The following is a 20,962-nucleotide window of genomic DNA, read 5'->3' on the forward strand; positions in this document are numbered from 1 at the left end:
CTTTTATTATTATTTTATTGCTATCTCAACTTTTTGATAAACATCAAAGAAAAGAGTACCAAATTGCATTTGTTTGCCTTTTAATCGGTTTTTTAAGTTATTACACCTGTAATGTACTTTTCAGCTCTGGTGAAGTTTCCTTAAATACAAGCTCTTCAGGCAGGTTATTCATATGGCAAGAAACTATTTCTGAGTTCACCTGGCAACAACTTTTTATAGGCAATGGACCAGGAGTATTTCAAACTTCATTAGAAGGTCGAGCCCCTATGAGCCACCCTCACTCTTCTGTTATAGAGATTATTAACGAATGGGGCTTTTTAGCATTTATTTTTTTATCTTTAGCTATTTATTTAACAGTTAAAAATGCTGTCACTTATCTTGTAGTAAATAATGAAGACAGTTCGTCAAAAGCACTACTTTACTCCTTCATCTCTGGCCTTATATATTCTTTGTTATCAGGAGTACATGTAATGCCAGTTTCACAAACGTTACTATTTATTATATGGGGTCTACTGCTGGCTCGAACTTCAAATAAAGCTCTAGCATTAGTTAAGTTTAAAAGATGGAAATTAGTTTTTTTTGCTATCATAATAGCCGCAGTGTGGTATTTTTATGGATGGGTGGCTTTAGAAACCTATCAAAAAATGAACCCAGATACAGGTTATATAATTGGGCCAAGGTTTTGGTCTATCGCTCATAGGTTATGAAATATAACAATCTAAACTTTCAGAATAATATTTTAAAACATTACAATAAGATGGGTTTTATCCATGGCTAAAAAACAGGAAGATAAAGACCTAGATACATTCCAATGGGTAGGTGTTAATGCTAGGGGTAAAAAGCTGGAAGGAGAGCTAACAGGGAGTAGTATTGCTCTAATTAAAGCTCAGTTACGTAAACAAGGTATTACACCATCAAAAGTAAAGCGTAAACCAAAACCTCTTTTCGGCATTAAAAGTGTACAAAAAATAACCCCTAAAGATATCGCATTAATTACTCGTCAAATTGCAACTATGCTCATGGCCGGTGTACCTTTGATTCAATCAATCGAGCTTATAGCATCAGGTGCGAAAAACAAAAGTGTTGCGAAATTAATGGATGAAGTTGGTGATGAAGTGAAAGCCGGTGTACCACTTTCTCAAGCTCTTCGAAAGCACCCTCGTTACTTTGATGACCTTTACTGCGACTTAGTTGCTTCGGGTGAACAATCTGGTGCGCTTGATAAAATATTTGACCGTGTTGCTATATACAAAGAAAAAGCCGAGGCATTGAAGTCAAAAATAAAGAAAGCCATGTTTTACCCTATTTCTGTAATCGTCATAGCTATCATTGTTACTTCAATCCTTCTAATTTTTGTTGTACCACAATTTCAAGATATTTTTAGTGGCTTTGGTGCTGAATTACCAAGTTTTACTTTAATGGTGATTGGTATTTCCGAATTTCTGCAAGAATACTGGTGGATAATCCTAATCGCTCTAATCGCATTTGGTTACGTATACAAAGAAGCTTTACTTAGAAGTAAAAAATTCCGCGATGCTAACGATAGAGCCATATTAAAACTGCCTGTCATTGGTATGATTTTAAATAAAGCAGCGGTTGCTCGTTATGCTCGTACTTTATCAACCACCTTTGCTGCCGGTGTTCCATTAGTCGATGCACTTGATTCCGCCGCAGGCGCTTCAGGTAATGCAGTATACCGTTATGCTATTTTAGAGATTAAAGCTGAAGTAAGTTCAGGTAACTTAATGAACTGGGCGATGAAAAACGCTAAAATCTTCCCTGATATGGTGGTGCAAATGGTTGCTATTGGTGAAGAGTCGGGTTCACTTGATGGTATGCTTGCTAAAGTAGCAACTATATATGAACAAGAAGTTGATGATGCCGTTGATGGTTTATCAAGCTTACTTGAGCCCCTTATCATGGCGGTTTTAGGTGTACTTGTTGGTGGGTTAATTGTTGCTATGTACTTACCTATATTCCAATTAGGTTCGGTGATTTAAACATAGCTGTAAGCTGTAAGCTGTAAGCTGTAAGCAAAACTCTAAACGCTAGTCGATCGATTGCAATAAAAATAATAAAAACAGTTCTAACGAATTCTTTAATTTATGCATGTAGCAGCGGGTTTACCCCGCGACAAAATAGTTAAATGATTTGCGAAAATAAATAGCTGCAACTATATGGCCTCATTAACTGTCAGATTATTTGCTCTAAGAATAAAAAACTAGGTACTTTAATGGAAAACTTTTTTCTTGATATAACCACTGCGATGCAAAGTCAGCAGTGGTTTTATTTTTTGACGGTGGGCTTAGTAAGCCTGTGTATTGGTAGCTTTTTAAATGTGGTGATTTATCGTTTGCCACTGATGATGAAAAGAGAATGGCAAACTGAGTGCCGTATTGTATTGGCCGATGAGCTCAATTCAAAACAGCAAACAGAACAAGCGCCATTAAACCTAGTAAAACCTAATTCAACCTGCCCTAAATGCAAAGCACCGATTAAAGCTTGGCAAAATATCCCTGTGCTAAGTTGGCTATTGCTAAAAGGTCGCTGTGCAAATTGTCAAGCACCGATTTCCGTGCGCTACCCTATTGTTGAAATGCTTACTGCGGTTCTAAGTTTAGTTGTCGCCGTTGTTTTTGGCCCGACAAAACTAGCTCTTCTATATATATTGATTACTTGGGTATTAGTCGCTTTAACCTTTATCGATATAGATCATATGTTATTGCCCGACCAACTCACCCTGCCACTCGTTTGGTTAGCGCTGATTGCTGCCACTATGGATATGACCATTGCACCGAGCGATGCCATTATCGGCGCAGCAGTTGGCTACCTAAGCTTATGGAGTGTCTATTGGTTGTTTAAGCTTGCTACAGGTAAAGAAGGCATGGGTTATGGCGACTTTAAGCTGTTAGCCGTGTTTGGTGCGCTACTTGGCTGGCAAGATATTTTAACTATCGTGCTGCTATCAAGTGTCGTCGGTGCCATCATCGGCATTGCGCAAATCATTATTCAAGGTAAAGACAAAACTATGCCAATCCCATTTGGGCCTTATCTTGCCATCGCAGGATGGGTCACCTTACTTTGGGGTGAGCAAATTAAAAGTTATTACTTTAACTATTTAGGTTACTAATTATGGCAAACTGGGTTTTAGGGCTAACCGGTGGTATTGGCTCAGGAAAAAGTGCAGTAAGCGCCATATTTGAAGAGCTTGGTATTCAGGTGGTTGATGCCGACATAGTTGCCAGAGAAGTCGTCGAGCCTGGCTCTGTTGGCCTTACAAAAATTACAGCACATTTTGGTGATGAAATACTCACGAATAACGGCACGCTTGATCGCGCAAAACTAAGAGCAATTATCTTTGCCAATGAATCACAAAAACAATGGCTAAATAACTTATTGCACCCGCTTATTAGAGAAACAATGCTGAGCCAGTTAAAGCAGGCCACCAGCCACTATGTCATCTTAGTTGCTCCCTTACTTTTTGAAAATAGCTTAGAAAAATATTGCAATCATACCTTACTAATTGATGTTCCGGTTGATGTACAAATAACAAGAACAACAGCCCGTGATAATGTCTCTGTTGAATTAGCCGAGCAAATCATAGCCTCACAAATGAGCAGAGCTGATAAACAACAAAAAGCGGGAGATATTTTAGATAACAACCGCCCTCTTGAAGAAGTAAAAGCTGATGTGCAAAAACTGCACAAAAAGTACCTAATGCACTCTCACTAGGGCATTGATTTTATTTATAGATTCTCATGAATTTGAACCCATAAAAACCAATACAAAAGTACCAAAACACATTCTAAACAACTGAGTTTTAGGTTAATTTTTTTTGCAATTTTCCTAAAATCAGACAAGACTGATGTAATAGCCTTACTTTTTCTGTTAGATTGTGGCAATAAAGGATCAATCTAGGTGCGCAATGAATATAAACTCACCGCTACTTCGAAAATTTATTACACTCGGTCGCATTGATGCAGAGACCGTAAAATCAAAGCAGCGCGAATATAACTCTACTGCAGAGCTTATTTCTAAAACATGTGGAATGGCTGGCCATGAGCTCGCAGAGCAATGTACAGACCTTTTTCGTGTGCCTTATTTTGACATCAAAGACTTTGACGTTGCGAACATTAGCGAAGAACTAGTTAAAGATAAACTAATTCGTGAGCACCACATTTTACCTCTAGTTAAAAAGGGCCGTAAGCTCTACATTGCAGCCTCAGATCCAACCGACTACGGTGCCTTTGAAAACTTTGAATTTAGTACTGGCCTTTCATGCGAAGTGGTCGTTGTTGATTACACGCAACTTGAAAATAAAATTGAGCAATTACTTGATGCCGCAGGTGGCTTACATTTAAGTGAAGATGAGTTTAAAGAACTTGGTGAGCTTGAAACAGAAGCCCCTCGCGACTTAGCTAGCAAAGATGAAGATAAAGACGATGCCCCTATTATCGTTTACATCAATAAAATTTTGATGGACGCAATTAAAAAAGGAGCCTCGGATCTACACTTTGAACCTTATGAACACCGCTACCGTGTGCGTTTTCGCATCGATGGTATTTTGCATGAAATGGCAAGTCCACCGAATAGCTTAGCGAGCCGTTTATCTGCACGTATCAAGGTTATGTCACGACTAGACATAGCAGAAAAACGTAAACCTCAAGACGGCCGTATTAAGCTTAAAATTACTGAACGTAAAAGTATCGACTTCCGTGTCAGTACCTTGCCTACCCTTTGGGGCGAGAAAATCGTAATGCGTATTCTCGACTCATCAAGTGCTATGCTAGGTATCGATGTGCTTGGTTATGAGCCAGAACAGAAAAAACTCTACATGGACGCACTTGAGCAACCACAAGGCATGATCTTAGTAACCGGTCCAACGGGCTCTGGTAAAACGGTATCACTTTATACGGGTTTGAATATTCTTAACCAGCCAGAGCGTAATATCAGTACCGCCGAAGATCCAGTAGAGATCAACCTTGAAGGGATTAACCAAGTACAAATTAATCCAAAGGCAGATATGACCTTTGCCAATGCATTAAAGGCCTTCTTGCGACAAGATCCTGATGTCGTAATGGTTGGTGAGATCCGTGACCTTGAAACCGCTGAAATAGCAATTAAAGCGGCGCAAACAGGTCACTTGGTATTATCAACTCTGCATACAAACTCTGCGCCAGAGACCCTTACTCGTCTTTTAAATATGGGTGTTCCTGCTTATAACGTAGCAAGCTCTATCAGCCTTATTATTGCGCAGCGTCTAGCAAGACGACTTTGCCCTAAGTGTAAAACACCAGAAAAACTACCTGATGAAGAATTGATTCGCCAAGGTTTTGATAAAGACAAGCTCAATGAGGTTCAGTTATTCGCACCAAAAGGATGCGATAGCTGTACTGAAGGCTATAAAGGTCGAGTTGGTATTTATGAGGTAATGCAAATTACCCCTGAAATAGCACAAATTATTATGCGTGGTGGTAACTCACTCGAAATCGCTGAAGTATCTCTGCGCTCAGGCTTTAATGATCTGCGTTTATCTGGCCTGAAAAAAGCCGCTGATGGCGTTACCTCTTTAGCAGAAATAAACCGAGTAACGAGTTTCTAAACAAATTCGTTACTGGATTATCAGCTAACTGTTCAGTAAGATCTGACAAAAGTGCTTATTTGAGAGTTATTCCATGCCAACAGTTGTAAACTGCCCAACATGCAAAGCCAAAGTTGAATGGTCAGAGCAAAGCCCGCATCGTCCATTTTGCTCAAAACGCTGCCAGCTAATTGATTTAGGCGAGTGGTCGTTTGAAAACAATAAAATTTCTAGCCCAATTAGCAATGCTAATGATTTGAGCCAAGATATGATTGAAGATATCGAAGCAATGCTGGCTAAAAACGATGATTCATTCTTTAAAGAATAAAGCGTCAAATACAAAAAATGCGGCAATTGCCGCATTTTTTAATATAACCTATCACTTTTAACCTTCAGAACGCTCAGCTTTGCGTTCGCCTCGATGACCATGGTGGCCCTTTTTGTGACCTTTTTTACGAAGATGCTTTTTAATCTCTTGATAGCTTTCGCGCTGTTCTGCATTTAAAACCTGCCAAATCGCATGGTCAGATTTCATTTTTAGCATGGCAAACTGCTGGCCTTTTTCTTGGCGCGCTTTAATCAGCTCTAATGCGGCATTTTCGTCAAATGCTTTTGTTGCTAATAACGCATCCATTTTCTCTTTGTGTGCAGCACGAGCGGCTTTCATTGCATCTTTCTCGCCACGCAGTGCTGCAAATTGTGTTTTCTGCTCGGCAAAAATCGCTTTAAGTTGCGTTTGCTGCTCTTCGGTAAGTTGTAATTTATCAATACCACGCTCAGAAAGTAAAAAACGAGCCTGTGGGTTCATACCACGGTTAAAGTCTCCTTTCGCCATTGCTGAAGTAGCACCTACACTTGCTGCTGCTAAACCACAAACAAGTACGAATTTAGAAAGCTTATTTGAAATAGTCATAATCATTACCTTTTGTTGGGTTGTGCTCTGTTGTCGTTTCCGACTGATGGGTTAACTATAACTAATTCAATGCAAAGGAACGCAAACCAGTGTAAAGGTTGTGTAAAGATTCACTTTTACACAATTTACTGAGTAAAATAGCCTTAAAGAAATAAATAGCTAGGTGTCAGAATGAAACTATTAATGATCGACGACGATACAGGATTGTGCGAATTACTTAGCGAGTACTTATCAGCACAAGGTTTTACAGTAGAGTGTGTTCATGATGGCGCTGAAGGCCTAAAGCAAGCTATTAAGCATAACTATGAGCTAATATTGCTTGATGTGATGCTACCCTCTATGGATGGCTTTGAGGTGCTAAAGCAGTTAAGACAACATAAGCTTACTCCGGTGATCATGCTAACCGCGAAAGGCGAAGACTTTGATCGTATCTTTGGTTTAGAGCTAGGCGCAGATGATTATATTCCTAAGCCATTTAACCACAGAGAACTGCTAGCTCGCGTTAAAGCAATTACCCGTCGCATAGAACATATCAATAGCTTATCGAGCCAACAGACCAGCTCATTGAGTGTTAACAGCATCAATGTTAATTTCGCAACACGAGAAGCTTCTGTTAAAGATAATGTACTGAGCCTAACCGGCACTGAGTATGAGATCCTTGCCATGCTAGTGCAACATGCCGGTGAAGTGATCAGCAAAGAGCAAATAAGTGAGCAAGTATTAGGTAGACGCCTTGCTCCTTTTGACCGCTCAATCGATATGCATGTCAGCAACATCCGTAAAAAAATTGCAGAGCATGTTAGTAATGAACGGATCAAAACCATGCGTGGCAGTGGTTATGTATTAATACAAGGCGAATAATATGCAAACTCCAAGCTGGCTAAAGCATCCCCGCCATTATTTGTTTTTAAAAATATTTGCTTGGTTTTGGGTTACTGTCATAGCGACTATCACAATACTGGTGTTTTTAAGCCAGTTAACGAGCAATGTCGGCAATGACGACCTGCGTGGACCCATGCTGAAAAATCTTGAGTACACTGCTAAAAGTATTGAACGCATTGTTGCTAAACACGGAAAATCAACTCAAGAGGTTTTATCTCATCCGCGCTTATCAAAGCATAAATTACTGTACTTAAATGGTGAGGTTCATGGTGTTGAAATGCTTAGCGAACCTGTATCCAAAGACATTGATTTAAGCTTGCTGAACTTTACCAAATATATGCGTCCGCAAATTATTTTTACCGATGAATACCAAGCTTATGGGCCGGTAGCTTTGAATGTACCCGAAGGTAAATTTTATCTTTATGAAATCGATGAAAAACGCAAGAAACCGTTTTTTGTCAGCCTATGGCTAATGCCAGTTTGGCTCAAGCTGCTTATTGCATTAATCGCCTCATTGATGCTGAGTTTCTTCTTTAGCCGTAACTTAATTGCACCTATTAATAGTTTAAAAGAAACCGCAAAAAAGCTTGCTCATGGCGATTTAACTGCCCGTGCCGATGTATCTCCTACTCGTCAAGATGAGTTAGGTGTACTTGGTCGTGACTTTAATACCATGGCAATACAACTTGAGCAGCTTATTAGCGCTCAAAAACGACTGCTAGCAGATATTTCTCATGAACTACGTTCACCATTAACGCGCTTAAAAATGGCTACAGGCCTTGCACAAATGCAAGCCGATGATGCTCAACACGCTTATTTAGAGCGCATTGAAAAAGAGGCCAATCAGCTCGATAAAATGATTGCCGATGTACTTCAAGTTTCACGCTTAGAAGCCAAAAGCCAGACTCTGGCGTTGAGTACACAATCCTTACAAGTGATTGTTGATCATGTACTCAACGATGCTCAATTTGAGGCCAAGCAAAGTAATAAAGAGCTTATCGTAAATGGTACACTAACAGCCGATTTAAAATGCGATGAAACCTTAATAGCCAGCGCGCTTGAGAATGTACTTCGCAATGCCATTAAATACGCAGAACATTCAATCTCAATAGGCTTAGTTGAATCAGATGCTATCTACATCACTATTTGTGATGACGGTAAAGGGGTTGATGAAGCAAACCTAGCAAGGCTGTGTGAACCTTTCTTCCGTCAGGAGCATGCACGTGATAGAAGCACTGGCGGCACGGGCTTAGGTCTTGCTATTGCAAAGAATGCTATCTCAGCACATGATGGTACACTAACACTTGAAAACCAAGAACATGGCGGACTGTGCGTAAACATCCGCCTACCTTATAAGAGTGAGTAAATGTTTTATAGTAGCGAAGCAAGTCTTGTTAATAACCTACCTAATATTAATCAGTTTTTTTCTGAGCAATTACAGCAAGACTTTCTGAGCACCGCTCATGGCAAGCTTTATTACGGCTATGCAATTCCCCAACAAGCAAAAACGGCCATCGTTATCAGTACTGGCCGAATAGAGTCTTTAATTAAGTACAAAGAGTTACTGTGGGAGCTATATCAAAATGGCTTTGCAGTTTTTAGTGTTGATCACCAGGGGCAAGGTCGCTCTTATCGTCATTTAAAAAACTCTCATAAGGGTTTTGTAAACCGCTTTACTGACTACGCAGATGACTTTGCTGTATTTATAGAAAAAGTGGTGCATCAACACTGGCAAGGAAAGCAGGTTTTGCTTGGCCACTCTATGGGCAGTGCCATTGCCTATGATTACTTATCGCGCTATCAGCATCAATTTGCGGGTGCTTTTTTATCAGCGCCGATGTTTGATATCTATACCAAAGGCACGCCAAAGCCTGTAGCAAAACTGGCTGCTAAAATTGCATCCTTACTTGGTCTTGGCCGCAGCTACGCATTTGGCCAAAGCGATTATTTACCAGTCGACTTTGCAGCTAATGAACTAACCAGTAGTGAAATTCGATATAAACTGTTCAGAGAGCTTTATGCAGCAGAAGGTGATTTACAACTAGGTGGCGTCACCTATGGTTGGCTTAATGCGTCGTTTGATTTTATTGCTTCTTTAGTCGATAAAAAAGTCGATATTCCTTTGTTTATCGCAAGTGCCGAGCAAGATACCGTAGTCGATAACGCTGCGCAATTTGCACTTACTCATAGACAAAAGCAAGCACAACTAAAAAGCTACGCAGGTGCTCGCCACGAGTTATTGTGTGAACGCGACGAGATCAGACAAGCAGTACTCTGTGATTTTTATCAATTTTGTGCAGAACTTTGACGTGTTTTGTTAACTACTGAAAGTGGGTCTAAGTGCATCAAAATATCCATTTCACAATCAAAATGCGTTTGAATTAACGCTTCTACTTCATCAGCAACTTGATGCGCTCTTAATAATGATAATGAGTCTTCCAGCTCTAAATGCATCTGAATAAACTTAATTTTACCACCTTGGCGGGTGCGAATATCATGGGCGCCAAACACGTCTTGATGGCTATTCACAATGGCCAGTATTTGTTGTTTTTCTTCATCTGGGAGCTCTTTATCCATTAAGTGATCAGCACTTTCGCGAGCAATATCCCAGCTGTTATAAAGTAAATAAACAGCCACCCCAATAGCAAACAATGGATCGGCATAAGCGACGCCGTACTTAGCTAACACAATTGCCAGTAATACCGCCAAGTTTAAGATTAAATCGCCTTTATAGTGAATTGAGTCTGCTTTAATGGCGATTGATTCGGTGTGATTAATCACCTTAGTTTGTACAAACACCACCACGAGCGTACAAACAATAGCGAAAATACTAACCCAAATACCAAGGTCTGAATGCTTTAAGGTTACCGGATTAAATAAGCGCTCAATGCCATGAAACGCTAAAAAGCAACCTGAGCCAGCTATAAAAGCGGCCTGTGCAAGCCCGGCTAATGCTTCGGCTTTTCCGTGACCAAAGCGATGGTCGTCATCAGCAGGGCGTAGTGCATAACCTAGCACTAAAAAACTCATCAGTGAGGCTGTGATATCCATTAACGAATCGGTCAATGAACCCAGCATTGACGCCGAGCCAGATGCAAGCCAAGCCCAGCTTTTTGCTGCGATCATTAAACTCACCATAACAATGGTGACTATACTGGCTGTTTTAACCCAAAACTCATAACTACGATGCTGCACAACAACTTACCTTTAGTGAGTAACTGTGTTGAGTATATCATCTTTTAATTCTAGTTCGTGTATACTCAGCAGCAGATCAAATCCTTATAAATGAGATTCACATGCTTGATATTGTGTTGTACCAACCAGAAATTCCACCAAACACGGGTAATATCATTCGCTTATGCGCAAACACAGGTTATGCGTTACACCTAATTGAACCCCTTGGTTTTGAATGGGATGATAAACGCGTAAAACGTGCAGGTCTTGATTATCATGAGTTTAGCCATGTACAGCGCCATGCCTCGTTTGAAGCATATCTAGAAAAATGCCAACCGAAAAAAGTCTATGCTTGCACCACTAAGGGCAGCCAATTTCATCATCAAGCACAATATCAGCCTGGCGATTGTTTAGTGTTTGGCCCTGAAACACGTGGCTTACCTGATGAACTCATTCAATCGTTGCCGAAAGAGCAACGTGTACGTATTCCAATGCAAAAAGACAGCCGTAGTATGAACTTATCTAACTCAGTTGCTGTATTTGTTTATGAATCTTGGCGTCAGCTGGGTTTTGTGAACGGTCAATAACTCATTGAAAAAGCGCTTGTAATAAATATTTACTAATTGTTTAGCACGACCATTTTTTATGGACTAACCTAAATAGGTGAGTTTGTTCCTAAAGATGGATTTAATGCGCTTTTTTGCCCGAGTATGCAGTATCATTTTGCTGATGCAGCACTTTTATAGTGCTGCTTCTGCTGCTGTGTCTAATCCCTCTAACTCACAAGCCCCCAATACGACTCCCCTATTACTACTAATCTTTCTAGCGATTGTCATCCTCATTGGTGCGGTCATTTACTATCAAAGAAACCAAAAGATGACGCTGATGGATGCTCTACTTTCCCAGTCTAAAGATGGTATTTGGGTCACCGATGAACAGTTTAGGATCATAGAAATTAATAACGCATTTAGTGAAATATCGGGTTATAAAAAAGCCGATGTACTTGGTAAAAAATTCAAAGCATTAACGCAAGCTGGTCGTGATACACAACTCGAAGAAATCATCCAACAAGAGCTGAGTAATGATGGTTATTGGTCTGGCGAAATTTGGAATTTACGCAAAGATGGGCAACCCTACGCCATTGATTTGTGTATTACAAAAGTGACCACACCACGCTTTGCAAAAAACTCTGTACGTTACGTTGGTATGTTTTCTGATGTCACTGCCCGAAAGAATAACGAGCGAACTATGCTCAAGCTCACGACCAAAGACAGTGTCACGGGTTTATCAAACCGCGCCATTTTTATAGAGTCCCTTGAAAAAGCAATCAATGCTTGTAACGACACTTACCCTAGTCTACTAATCATCTTTATCGACATAGACAATTTCAAAAAGATTAACGACTCCCTTGGTCACACAATTGGCGATGTACTGCTAAAAGAAGTGGCCTGTCGTTTAACAGACTCACTAAATTCAGGCTTTACTATTGCAAGGCTCGGTGCAGATGAATTTGCGGTACTCGTGCCGCCCTACCTTTATTCTGGTCAAACCGTATTTTTTGCTAAAAAAACCGCAGACATCGTGCTTCAGCAGTTTAAAACCCCATTTATGTTGGATGGTTTTGAGACTTCACTATCTGCCTGTTGTGGTCTTGCTATCTACCCAGACAACGCCTATAACTGTGAATACTTAATGCGCAGCGCAAATAGTGCTTTGAATCATGCAAAAAAAATGGGCCGTAATACGTATCAATTTTTTGATAAAGAGCGCCATACTCTCGACCCAACCGAGTTAACCAAAGAGAGCGCTTTATTTAAAGCCATTACCAACAATGAGTTTGAGCTTTATTTTCAGCCTAAGTTTGATGCCCAGCATAATCAGTTATACGGCTTTGAAGCATTAGTTCGCTGGCCTCAAGAAGATGGCAGTGTGATTAACCCCGATGAGTTCATTCCGCTAGCCGAACAAAATGGTGCCATTATTCCGCTTACCCAGTTACTGATGGAGCAGCTGCTTAATCAACTGGCACAGTGGCGAAAACAAAACATTTCGTTTGGTAATGTCGCTATTAATATTTCAGCCTTACACTTTCAGCAAAGTAGCCTTATTGAAACACTCATCGACAACTTGGCTAAATTTGACGTTCCAGCACATTGCTTAGAACTCGAGATCACAGAAAGCGCCATGATGGATAATCCTGAATTTGCAGAGCAGCAAATGAAGCGCATTAAATCGATTGGTGTGCACATCGCGCTGGATGACTTTGGAACAGGTCATTCATCACTCAGTTACTTAAAGCGTTTTCCAATCGATACACTCAAAATCGACAAATCATTCGTTAAAGATATCGATAAAAACGACCAAGATCGTAATATCACCGCCACCATAGTGCGTCTAGCTAAGTATTTGGACATAAATGTGGTTGCTGAAGGAGTAGAAACTGAAGAGCAAGCCTACATGCTGCATATTATGGGTTGTCATTTTCAACAAGGTTACTATTACTGCAAGCCATTAAAAGCCAATCAAGTCAGCGAATTTATTAATGACACGCTAGAAAAGCAGCAATCTAGCTAGTGGTTGCAACGGTACATCAAATAAAAAACGCGATTAATAAATCGCGTTTTTTATTTAACAGTGCACAATCTAAATTATTCAGATTTTTGCTCACGGCCAAGTAGTGCCATCGCAGCTTCTTTTACATCTTTATTTTCATAAAGTACTTGGTAAATTTGCTCCGTTATTGGCATTTCAATACCTGTGCGCTCAGCAAGTAAATACACTTCTTTGGTATTTCTATAGCCTTCAACAACCTGACCAATAGATTCAATTGCAGCTTCTACGCCTTCACCCTTGCCAAGAGCAAGACCAAAGCGACGGTTACGAGATTGGTTATCTGTACAGGTTAAGATTAAGTCACCGAGGCCAGCCATCCCCATAAAGGTATCTGAACGGGCACCTAATGCACACCCTAAACGGCAAAGCTCAGCTAAACCGCGAGTGATTAAGGCAGTACGTGCGTTAGCACCAAAGCCAAAACCATCAGACATACCAGCGCCAATCGCAATCACATTTTTAACTGCGCCACCAAGCTGTATACCAATGAAGTCATCATTGTTATAAACCCTAAATGAGCGGCCACAGTGTAAAAGGTCAGCTAATTGCTTAGCGAAGTCTTTAGTGGTCGACGACACCGAAATAGCGGTTGGTAAGCCCATTGCCATTTCTTTTGCAAAAGTAGGTCCTGAAAGCACAGCCAGAGGAACATCATCGCCTAGCTCTTGTACCGCTACTTCTTGCAGTAAACGCCCTGTATTTGGCTCTAAACCTTTGGTAGCCCATGCAACTTCAGCACCTTCTGACAACCAAGGTTTGATTTTTTGCAGCGTGCCAGCAAAAGCATGACTCGGCACAACAACCAAAATGATCTTGCTTGCTTTAACTGCCGTTTCTAAATCTGCTTCTAGTTGGAGGGTTTCAGGAAAGCTAACATCCGGAACATAACGTTGATTTTTTCGCTCAGCTGCAAGCGTAGCAACGTCATCGCTATTGCGGCCCCACAAAGTCACTGGGTGGCCATTTCTGGCAAAGCAAATAGCAAGGGCGGTGCCATAAGACCCCGCCCCTAATACTGTAACAGCTGATTGTGCTGTACTCATAGCTTATGCGTCTGCAGTTGCCTGTTGGTCTTGAGCAGCACGTTGTTGCATGTATTGAGCAAATAGTGCGTCAAAGTTAACTGGCGCTAAGTTTAATTGTGGGAAAGTACCACGGTTAACTAGGTTTGATACTGCTTCACGTGCGTAAGGGAAAAGTACGTTCGGGCAGAAAGCACCTAACATGTGTGCAAGTTGAACTTCTTCAACTTCGCCAATTGTGAAAATACCCGCTTGTTGGATTTCACATAGGAATGCAGTTTCTTCACCGATTGAAGCTGTTACTGTTAAAGCAAGAACAACTTCAAACACGCCTTCTTCTAATTTGTTAGAACGAGTATCTAAGTCAAGCTTAACTTCAGGAGTCCACTCTTTTTGGAAAATAGCAGGTGAGTTAGGCGTCTCAAATGAAACATCTTTAGTATAGATGCGTTGGATTGAGAATTGAGCGCCGGCTTGTTCTGCTGCTGCGTTTTGATTTTCTTCGTTCATTGTAATTCCTAACTTGTATTCGTTTTTATATTTAAAGTTTATTAAGCGTTAAGCTTTGCGTCTAAAAGGCCTTGCGCTTCAATTGCCATCATGTCGTCACAACCGCCGATATGTTCATCATTAATGAAAATTTGCGGAACTGTGTAACCACCATTTGCTTTGTCGATCATTTCATCACGACGCTCAGGGTGAACACCAATATCGATATTCGTGTAGTCTACACCTTTACTGTCTAATAACGCCAAAGCACGTTGGCAGAATGGACAGTATGCTTTTGTGTAAAGAACAACATTACTCATAATAATTCCTCTATCGGGCAGTGAGCCTTATTAACGACCGGTCGTTGTAGGTAAGCTAGCTGATTGCCAAGCGCCCATACCGCCCGCTAATACATAAACACGCTCAAAACCTGCTTTATGCATTGCAGTTGCGATACCTGAGGCAGTCATGCCCGTGGTACATACTAGTATAATGGGTTTAGTCTTAAACTTTTCAAGGCTTGAAAAATCAGATTGCTTTGCTTTTTCTGGATTTAAGTGAGTTGCGCCTGCAATACGGCCAGAGTTAAACTCTTTTTGTGCACGTATATCAATCACTTGACCATCATCACGGTTAATTAGCAAGGTAAGTTGCTGTGGGTTGATTTGACGGATAGCCGAAAATTTACTTTTAAACCAACTGCTGATCAGCATAGCGACTAATGCTAACCAGATAATGCTCAAAACCGGATGATTTGAGATAAATTCAATATATTGATCCATGCGTTTTCCACTAAGAAATTTAGATACCACAGCGCATAGCCATGGGTTAATTAAAATTTGCCACGCAAGTATACGTGCTTGAATTGAAAATGCTAGGGCGTGAAATATTTTAATATGACATATTGATAGCTGATCAAAACCATAAAACACGGTATGCTAGTGATATATAAGTGCCAATCTTCAGGAGCTATAATGACAGAGCATAAAAAACCATTGGTATTAATGATCTTAGACGGTTGGGGATACCGTGAAGACACAGAAAGTAACGCCATACTTGCTGCTAATACCCCAGTACTCGACAACCTTTGGGCAACCCGCCCACATACATTAATTTCAGGTTCGGGACTTGATGTTGGTTTACCTGCAGGACAAATGGGTAACTCTGAAGTAGGTCACGTAAATTTAGGTGCTGGCCGTATTGTTTATCAAGATTTTACTCGCATCACTAAAGCCATTGATGATGGTGAGTTCGATAGCAATCCAGCACTAGTTGATAATATCGACAAAGCTGTAAATGCAGGCAAAGCTGTGCATATTATGGGGCTTTTAAGCCCAGGTGGTGTTCATAGTCATGAAGACCACATTGTGGCAACGATTGAACTTGCTGCTAAGCGCGGTGCAAAAGAAGTTTACTTCCACGGTTTCTTAGACGGCCGTGACACACCGCCACGTAGTGCAAAAGCATCAATTGAGAGCATCGAAGCCTTATTTGCAGAACTTGGCTGTGGCCGTTTAGCGACGCTTGTTGGTCGTTACTATGCAATGGACCGCGATAACCGTTGGAATCGTGTCGAGCTTGCATATGATGTCATGGTTAGTGGCATTGCTGAATACAGCTACACTGACGGTGTAACCGCACTAGAAGCCGCATACGCACGTGACGAGAACGACGAGTTCGTAGCAGCAACAACTGTTGTGCCAGAAGGCCAAGCAGCTGCTGAGATCAATGACGGCGACACAGTTATCTTTGCTAACTTCAGAGCAGACCGAGCACGTGAAATGACTCGTGCCTTTGTTGATGCTGACTTCAGTGGTTTTGATAAGAAAAAATCACCACAGTTAAGCGCTTTTGTGATGATGACAGAGTACGCAGCAGACATTAAAGCGCCGATTGCGTTTGCCCCAGAGCCTTTAACAAATGTATTAGGCGAATGGTTAGAGAAGCAAGGTAAAACACAGCTACGTATTTCTGAAACAGAAAAATACGCACACGTGACCTTTTTCTTCAGCGGTGGCCGTGAAGATGAATTTGTTGGTGAGACTCGCGAACTAATTCCATCACCACAAGTTGCAACATACGATCTGCAACCAGAAATGAACTCTGAAATGCTGACCGATAAATTGGTTGAAGCAATCGCTAGCGGTAAATACGATGCCATCATCTGTAACTACCCTAACGGAGACATGGTAGGTCACTCAGGTGTATTCGAAGCAGCAGTGAAAGCATGTGAAGCAGTTGATCATTGTATTGGTCGTGTAGTTGCAGCACTTGAAGAATATGGTGGTGAAGCGCTTATTACAGCCGATCATGGTAATGCTGAACAAATGGCTAACCCAGCAACGGGCCAAGCACATACCGCACACACCAGTGAGCCAGTGCCATTTATCTATGTTGGCCGTGATGCAACACCACATGATGGTAAAACATTGAGTGACGTGGCTCCAACCATGCTTCACCTACTCGGCTTAGAGCAGCCAAGTGAAATGACTGGTAAACCAATCATGACGCTGAAATAAGCTATGAGTAAATGTATTAACCACTTCCTTAAAACTGGTTTAATACTGACTTCATTAGTAGCAACTTCGGTTGTTGCTAATGAAGATCAAACCAAAAAAGACTTATCAGACATTCAATCAGCTTTACAAAAAACAGAGGCTGAGCTTAAAGGTCAACGCAAGTCCATTGCCCAAATGCGCAAAGATCTGCGCGCCCATGAACTCGACATAGCTCAAAATGCAAAAGCATTAAACCTTGCCGCCCAATCTGTTAAAGAAAATGAGCAACAACAGCGAGAACAACAAGCTAAAGCCGAGCAACTTAAAGCCCAGCAAGCACAGCGCCAAACCTTATTAGCTGCACAATTAAAAAGCGCCTACATGGCGGGTAGCCATGACTACTCAAAAATGTTGCTTAACCAACAAGACACAGCCAAAATTGAGCGCACGCTAAGTTATTATAATTATTTAAACAAAGCGCGTATTGAGCAAATTGAAGAGCTCAAAGCACTACAGCAAGAAATTGCAGACAACCAAGCTCAGCTTGAAAAAACCAAACAACGTCTAGTTGCCTTATATGATGAGCAAAAAAGGCGCCAGCAAGCTCTAGTCAATGCACAACAAGAGCGTAAAACTAACCTCAATAAACTCCAGTCAGCGTTAAAAGAAACTAAAAGCTCTATTGATTACTTAAAAGAAAATGAGCAAACCCTGATCACCGCCATTGAAGAGCTTGAACAAGAGCGAAGTGAAAAGGTTGAATTACTAGGCTTACAAAGTAGTAAGGGCAAACTCGACTGGCCAACTAAAGGGGCATTACGCCACCGCTTTGGGCAACGCAAGCACGGCAACATAGATTGGAAAGGCGTACTTATCAGCGCTAAAGAAGGCAGTAATGTTAAAAGCGTACAGAACGGCCAAGTTGTTTACGCAGACTGGCTAAATGGCTTTGGCTGGGTTATCGCAATTGATCATGGCGATGGCTTTATGAGCTTATATGGTCACGCTCAAACTCTACTTCGCGATGTTGGCGACCTTGTTAGAGAAGGCGAAACAATTGCATTAGTCGGTCAAAGCGGCGGACAACCGGATCCTGGTCTATACTTTGAAATACGCCACAAAGGACGCGCAGTAAATCCTGTAAAATGGTGCAGACGCATTTAATTGATTAAATAGCTGCACTCTATGAGGAGCAGCTGATGCTAAACACAACTTACTCTTACAAAGCTCATTTTTCCCCAGCTAAGTTTTTTACTCAGCTGTCTTTTTTATTACTTGTCAGCTTGCTATGCCTGATACTGCAATCGTTTCAGGCTGTTGCAAAACCCTCGTTACAGTCACTACAGCATCAGCAACTAAACGAAATCCTATTTAATATCCATACATATTATGTTGATGATCTGAAACTACAAAACACATTTGTAACCCAGCCTGATAACTTACAAGTCGAAGCGTTATTCGAACGCCTTGATCCATATTCAAAATATCTCGACGAAACTGAGCTCGATGCTATCTTCAGTAGCACTAATGGTAGATACACAGGACTCGGTATCGAAGTAAAAGTTGAAGATGGTCGCGTGTATATTGTTAGCACTATTAATAACTCACCTGCGGCGCTTGCGGGTCTTCAGGTAAATGATGAAGTTATTGCGATTAATCAACAACCTATTTTAGACAAAAGCATCGAAGAAGTGGCTAAATTAATTCGCCAAAGCGGTCAAAGTGCTGTCGATGTCGCTGTTAAAAGAGAGAAAGATACTGAGCTAAACTTCTCGATTAAGCGCCAACAAATCAACTTACAAAGCGTTCATGGCCATTTAGCAGATACAGGCGTTGCGCTTATCAGTATCAACTCATTCAATAACCACACATTACACGATGTTGCTCGGGAGCTTGCAAAAATGCAGGTCACCAATAGCTTCCCTCTTTCAGGTTTAATTATTGATTTACGCGATAACCCAGGCGGTACATTACAAGGGGCCATTGAAGTTGCAGATCTGTTTTTAGATAACGGCACCATAGTGTCAACCAAAGGCCGCTTTAATGAAGCTAATCAGAAGTATAAAGCCCATAAAGGCGACATACTCAGTGGCGCTCCCATTGCTGTACTGATTAACGAAAACTCAGCCTCTGCCGCTGAAATACTTGCAGCAGCATTAAGAGATAATCAACGAGCGGTGCTAATTGGCGAGACTTCTTTTGGTAAGGGCTCAGTGCAATCGCTGATACCTTTAGGTAACGGTAATACCGCATTAAAACTGACTACAGCACGTTATTACACACCTGCGGGTCAATCTATCGATGGTAAAGGGATCACCCCAGATGTGAGTATTAATCAAACAATGCTTTCAGAAATTGACCAAGGCGTTATAATAAAAAACATCCAAGAATTGGCGCTTTTTAGCTCACTTCTAGATAGACAAGACAAAAAGCAACTTACAGCAAAGCAGCTCGTTATTATGCAGTAAGTAAATGCTCACAACGGATATAATAATTACAAAAAGTGAACTTAAAAACAGGCTTATTACTCGCCGTATGTTGCCTACCGCTATTCTGCCAAGCAAAGCAAATAGCCATAGTAATTGATGATATAGGCAATCATCAGCGAGATCTTGAAATATTAAACTTACCAGGGCAAGTGACCTTCTCAATCTTGCCCCATACACCCTATTCGCAAATATTTGCTGAACGCGCCAGTAGAACTCATAAAGAACTACTCTTACATGTACCAATGCAAGCGCTTGATAAAACTAAAGCACTTGGTCCGGGTGCACTCACTGATACTATGAGTAAGTCAGAGTTACAAACAACCCTTGGCCATGCTTTAGCCTCTCTACCACAAGTAAAAGGGGTCAATAACCACATGGGCTCTGAGTTAACACAACTTACAGAGCCAATGAAATGGACGATGGAAATATTAAAGAAACGCGGTTTATACTTCTTAGATAGCCGTACAACGAGTCGAAGTGAAGCACAAAACGTTGCTAACCTCTATGGTGTGGCTAATGTATCTCGTCATGTTTTTCTTGATAACAATGTCACCCAAAGTCAGCTACAACATCAACTAGAAGAGCTAAAAAGCAAAGCTGAACACTTCAACTACGCAATCGCCATTGCCCACCCCTACCCAGAAACCGTTGCTTTTCTACAACAAGCTCTTCCTGAGTTACAACAACAAGGCTTTGAACTTGTTCCCCTCTCACAACTAGTCGAAACAAAATACATTCAGCTTGCCAAAGCAGAGCAAAGACAAGGGGAATGAGTGTTATAAAAGTAAGTTAGCGAGGGGAAAGTTAGCAAAAGCTAAGTTAGCGAGTGGAAAGTTGAAAGAGTAAAGCTTGAGATCTGGCGTAGGTTGGCTAGAGCGAAGCGAAACCCAACACAGAGCTATCAGCTTTCAGCCGTCAGCGATCAGCCGCTCGTTGGAGGTGTTTGGTGCTGCGTCTACCTCTGCTGGAGGTTCTAGGTTCTAGGTTCTAGGTTCTAGGTTCTAGGCAAAGTGTACTTGTAGGAATGGMTTTAGCCATGAATGTGTTTGTTMTGGTCTGAATTCGGCACTGAAGTGCCTCCTACGGGGGTTGTTGCTGAGGGTGACTCTTTACAGGACAACCCCGCAGTTCAGCTGATGTCTGATGGCTGAAAGCTGAAAGCTCCAAACGCAAAAAAGCCCGACTCTTTCGAATCGGGCTTTCTCTTATTTGGAGCCTGGCGATGACCTACTTTCACATAGCAGCTGCTACACTATCATCGGCGCTGTTTCGTTTCACTACTGAGTTCGGCATGGGGTCAG

General features: G+C 41.3%; 21 protein-coding genes and 1 rRNA gene. 15 read left to right on the top strand and 7 right to left on the bottom strand.

Annotated features, from left to right (window positions below):
- The 6 genes from L1D51_RS13210 to yacG all read left to right on the top strand — a co-directional run.
- A partial coding sequence (locus L1D51_RS13210) for an O-antigen ligase family protein (RefSeq protein ID WP_338127946.1) occupies positions 1-707 on the top strand: 707 nt, incomplete at its 5' end.
- A gap of 63 nt (positions 708-770) precedes the next feature.
- Positions 771-2,000: a type II secretion system F family protein gene (locus L1D51_RS13215; protein WP_239963860.1), complete on the top strand. Its 1,230-nt coding sequence runs from the start codon at positions 771-773 to the stop codon at positions 1,998-2,000.
- Between the two features lie 233 nt (positions 2,001-2,233).
- A complete protein-coding gene (locus L1D51_RS13220) occupies positions 2,234-3,130 on the top strand; it encodes a prepilin peptidase (protein ID WP_275669176.1) in 897 nt (298 codons plus the stop codon).
- 2 nt (positions 3,131-3,132) lie between these two features.
- Positions 3,133-3,732, top strand: coding sequence for a dephospho-CoA kinase (gene coaE / locus L1D51_RS13225; RefSeq protein ID WP_054562795.1), 600 nt, complete (start codon positions 3,133-3,135; stop codon positions 3,730-3,732).
- A 193-nt stretch (positions 3,733-3,925) separates the two neighbouring features.
- Complete coding sequence (gene pilB / locus L1D51_RS13230; protein WP_055022084.1) at positions 3,926-5,602, top strand: type IV-A pilus assembly ATPase PilB; 1,677 nt, start codon at positions 3,926-3,928, stop codon at positions 5,600-5,602.
- Between the two features lie 73 nt (positions 5,603-5,675).
- Positions 5,676-5,909, top strand: a complete 234-nt coding sequence (gene yacG / locus L1D51_RS13235) for a DNA gyrase inhibitor YacG (protein WP_054562797.1) — start codon at positions 5,676-5,678, stop codon at positions 5,907-5,909.
- 57 nt (positions 5,910-5,966) lie between these two features.
- Here the strand turns inward: yacG and L1D51_RS13240 are convergent, their stop codons facing one another.
- The gene (locus L1D51_RS13240) at positions 5,967-6,494 is read right to left on the bottom strand and encodes a Spy/CpxP family protein refolding chaperone (RefSeq protein ID WP_239963861.1); all 528 of its coding nucleotides are present in this window, start codon (positions 6,492-6,494) and stop codon (positions 5,967-5,969) included.
- 171 nt (positions 6,495-6,665) lie between these two features.
- Between L1D51_RS13240 and L1D51_RS13245 the strand changes: the two genes are divergently transcribed.
- The 3 genes from L1D51_RS13245 to L1D51_RS13255 are packed head-to-tail and all read left to right on the top strand — an operon-like array spanning position 6,666 to position 9,684.
- Positions 6,666-7,355: a response regulator gene (locus tag L1D51_RS13245; RefSeq protein WP_054562799.1), complete on the top strand. Its 690-nt coding sequence runs from the start codon at positions 6,666-6,668 to the stop codon at positions 7,353-7,355.
- A 1-nt stretch (position 7,356) separates the two neighbouring features.
- A complete protein-coding gene (locus L1D51_RS13250) occupies positions 7,357-8,742 on the top strand; it encodes an ATP-binding protein (RefSeq protein ID WP_239963862.1) in 1,386 nt (461 codons plus the stop codon).
- The gene (locus L1D51_RS13255) at positions 8,743-9,684 is read left to right on the top strand and encodes an alpha/beta fold hydrolase (protein ID WP_239963863.1); all 942 of its coding nucleotides are present in this window, start codon (positions 8,743-8,745) and stop codon (positions 9,682-9,684) included.
- Here the strand turns inward: L1D51_RS13255 and L1D51_RS13260 are convergent.
- Complete coding sequence (locus L1D51_RS13260; RefSeq protein ID WP_239963864.1) at positions 9,663-10,571, bottom strand: cation diffusion facilitator family transporter; 909 nt, start codon at positions 10,569-10,571, stop codon at positions 9,663-9,665. The genes L1D51_RS13255 and L1D51_RS13260 overlap by 22 nt on opposite strands.
- A 101-nt stretch (positions 10,572-10,672) precedes the next feature.
- Here L1D51_RS13260 and trmL point away from each other — a divergent pair, with 101 nt between their 5' ends.
- Positions 10,673-11,137 carry a tRNA (uridine(34)/cytosine(34)/5-carboxymethylaminomethyluridine(34)-2'-O)-methyltransferase TrmL gene (gene trmL, locus L1D51_RS13265; protein ID WP_054550977.1) on the top strand — a complete coding sequence of 155 codons (465 nt, stop codon included), beginning with the start codon at positions 10,673-10,675 and terminating at the stop codon, positions 11,135-11,137.
- Between the two features lie 103 nt (positions 11,138-11,240).
- Positions 11,241-13,124 (top strand): putative bifunctional diguanylate cyclase/phosphodiesterase, encoded by a 1,884-nt coding sequence (locus L1D51_RS13270; RefSeq protein ID WP_239963865.1) that lies wholly within the window; start codon positions 11,241-11,243, stop codon positions 13,122-13,124.
- Positions 13,125-13,198: 74 nt separating this feature from the next.
- Here L1D51_RS13270 and gpsA read toward each other — a convergent pair whose 3' ends face one another.
- The 4 genes from gpsA to L1D51_RS13290 are packed head-to-tail and all read right to left on the bottom strand — an operon-like array spanning position 13,199 to position 15,456.
- Positions 13,199-14,206 carry an NAD(P)H-dependent glycerol-3-phosphate dehydrogenase gene (gene gpsA, locus L1D51_RS13275; protein ID WP_239963866.1) on the bottom strand — a complete coding sequence of 336 codons (1,008 nt, stop codon included), beginning with the start codon at positions 14,204-14,206 and terminating at the stop codon, positions 13,199-13,201.
- 3 nt (positions 14,207-14,209) lie between these two features.
- Positions 14,210-14,695, bottom strand: a complete 486-nt coding sequence (gene secB / locus L1D51_RS13280; protein WP_054550974.1) for a protein-export chaperone SecB — start codon at positions 14,693-14,695, stop codon at positions 14,210-14,212.
- A gap of 41 nt (positions 14,696-14,736) precedes the next feature.
- Positions 14,737-14,994, bottom strand: a complete 258-nt coding sequence (grxC, locus tag L1D51_RS13285; protein ID WP_054550973.1) for a glutaredoxin 3 — start codon at positions 14,992-14,994, stop codon at positions 14,737-14,739.
- A gap of 30 nt (positions 14,995-15,024) precedes the next feature.
- Positions 15,025-15,456: a rhodanese-like domain-containing protein gene (locus L1D51_RS13290; RefSeq protein ID WP_054562817.1), complete on the bottom strand. Its 432-nt coding sequence runs from the start codon at positions 15,454-15,456 to the stop codon at positions 15,025-15,027.
- Positions 15,457-15,648: 192 nt separating this feature from the next.
- Between L1D51_RS13290 and gpmM the strand changes: the two genes are divergently transcribed.
- From gpmM to L1D51_RS13310, 4 genes are read left to right on the top strand one after another with little or no spacing between them, the layout of a single operon-like run.
- A complete protein-coding gene (gpmM, locus tag L1D51_RS13295) occupies positions 15,649-17,193 on the top strand; it encodes a 2,3-bisphosphoglycerate-independent phosphoglycerate mutase (protein WP_239963867.1) in 1,545 nt (514 codons plus the stop codon).
- A 3-nt stretch (positions 17,194-17,196) separates the two neighbouring features.
- Positions 17,197-18,336, top strand: a complete 1,140-nt coding sequence (locus L1D51_RS13300) for a murein hydrolase activator EnvC family protein (RefSeq protein WP_054562804.1) — start codon at positions 17,197-17,199, stop codon at positions 18,334-18,336.
- Between the two features lie 35 nt (positions 18,337-18,371).
- Positions 18,372-19,640: a S41 family peptidase gene (locus L1D51_RS13305; protein WP_239963868.1), complete on the top strand. Its 1,269-nt coding sequence runs from the start codon at positions 18,372-18,374 to the stop codon at positions 19,638-19,640.
- Between the two features lie 35 nt (positions 19,641-19,675).
- Entirely contained in the window at positions 19,676-20,434 is a 759-nt protein-coding gene (locus L1D51_RS13310) for a divergent polysaccharide deacetylase family protein (RefSeq protein WP_054562806.1), read from the top strand.
- A 441-nt stretch (positions 20,435-20,875) separates the two neighbouring features.
- Here L1D51_RS13310 and rrf read toward each other — a convergent pair.
- Positions 20,876-20,962, bottom strand: a 5S ribosomal RNA gene (gene rrf, locus L1D51_RS21870); the annotation flags it as partial.

The sequence above is a fragment of the Pseudoalteromonas shioyasakiensis genome (assembly GCF_022398475.1).
In the GTDB taxonomy this organism is placed as follows: Bacteria; Pseudomonadota; Gammaproteobacteria; order Enterobacterales; family Alteromonadaceae; genus Pseudoalteromonas.

Bases quoted from the DNA above. Each gene is read 5' to 3' on its own strand.
- L1D51_RS13215 (WP_239963860.1), top strand. From the start codon at position 771: ATGGCTAAAAAACAGGAAGATAAAGACCTAGATACATTCCAATGGGTA.
- L1D51_RS13220 (WP_275669176.1), top strand. From the start codon at position 2,234: ATGGAAAACTTTTTTCTTGATATAACCACTGCGATGCAAAGTCAGCAG.
- coaE (WP_054562795.1), top strand. From the start codon at position 3,133: ATGGCAAACTGGGTTTTAGGGCTAACCGGTGGTATTGGCTCAGGAAAA.
- pilB (WP_055022084.1), top strand. From the start codon at position 3,926: ATGAATATAAACTCACCGCTACTTCGAAAATTTATTACACTCGGTCGC.
- yacG (WP_054562797.1), top strand. From the start codon at position 5,676: ATGCCAACAGTTGTAAACTGCCCAACATGCAAAGCCAAAGTTGAATGG.
- L1D51_RS13240 (WP_239963861.1), bottom strand. From the start codon at position 6,494: ATGACTATTTCAAATAAGCTTTCTAAATTCGTACTTGTTTGTGGTTTA.
- L1D51_RS13245 (WP_054562799.1), top strand. From the start codon at position 6,666: ATGAAACTATTAATGATCGACGACGATACAGGATTGTGCGAATTACTT.
- L1D51_RS13250 (WP_239963862.1), top strand. From the start codon at position 7,357: ATGCAAACTCCAAGCTGGCTAAAGCATCCCCGCCATTATTTGTTTTTA.
- L1D51_RS13255 (WP_239963863.1), top strand. From the start codon at position 8,743: ATGTTTTATAGTAGCGAAGCAAGTCTTGTTAATAACCTACCTAATATT.
- trmL (WP_054550977.1), top strand. From the start codon at position 10,673: ATGCTTGATATTGTGTTGTACCAACCAGAAATTCCACCAAACACGGGT.
- L1D51_RS13270 (WP_239963865.1), top strand. From the start codon at position 11,241: ATGCGCTTTTTTGCCCGAGTATGCAGTATCATTTTGCTGATGCAGCAC.
- gpsA (WP_239963866.1), bottom strand. From the start codon at position 14,206: ATGAGTACAGCACAATCAGCTGTTACAGTATTAGGGGCGGGGTCTTAT.
- secB (WP_054550974.1), bottom strand. From the start codon at position 14,695: ATGAACGAAGAAAATCAAAACGCAGCAGCAGAACAAGCCGGCGCTCAA.
- grxC (WP_054550973.1), bottom strand. From the start codon at position 14,994: ATGAGTAATGTTGTTCTTTACACAAAAGCATACTGTCCATTCTGCCAA.
- L1D51_RS13290 (WP_054562817.1), bottom strand. From the start codon at position 15,456: ATGGATCAATATATTGAATTTATCTCAAATCATCCGGTTTTGAGCATT.
- gpmM (WP_239963867.1), top strand. From the start codon at position 15,649: ATGACAGAGCATAAAAAACCATTGGTATTAATGATCTTAGACGGTTGG.
- L1D51_RS13300 (WP_054562804.1), top strand. From the start codon at position 17,197: ATGAGTAAATGTATTAACCACTTCCTTAAAACTGGTTTAATACTGACT.
- L1D51_RS13305 (WP_239963868.1), top strand. From the start codon at position 18,372: ATGCTAAACACAACTTACTCTTACAAAGCTCATTTTTCCCCAGCTAAG.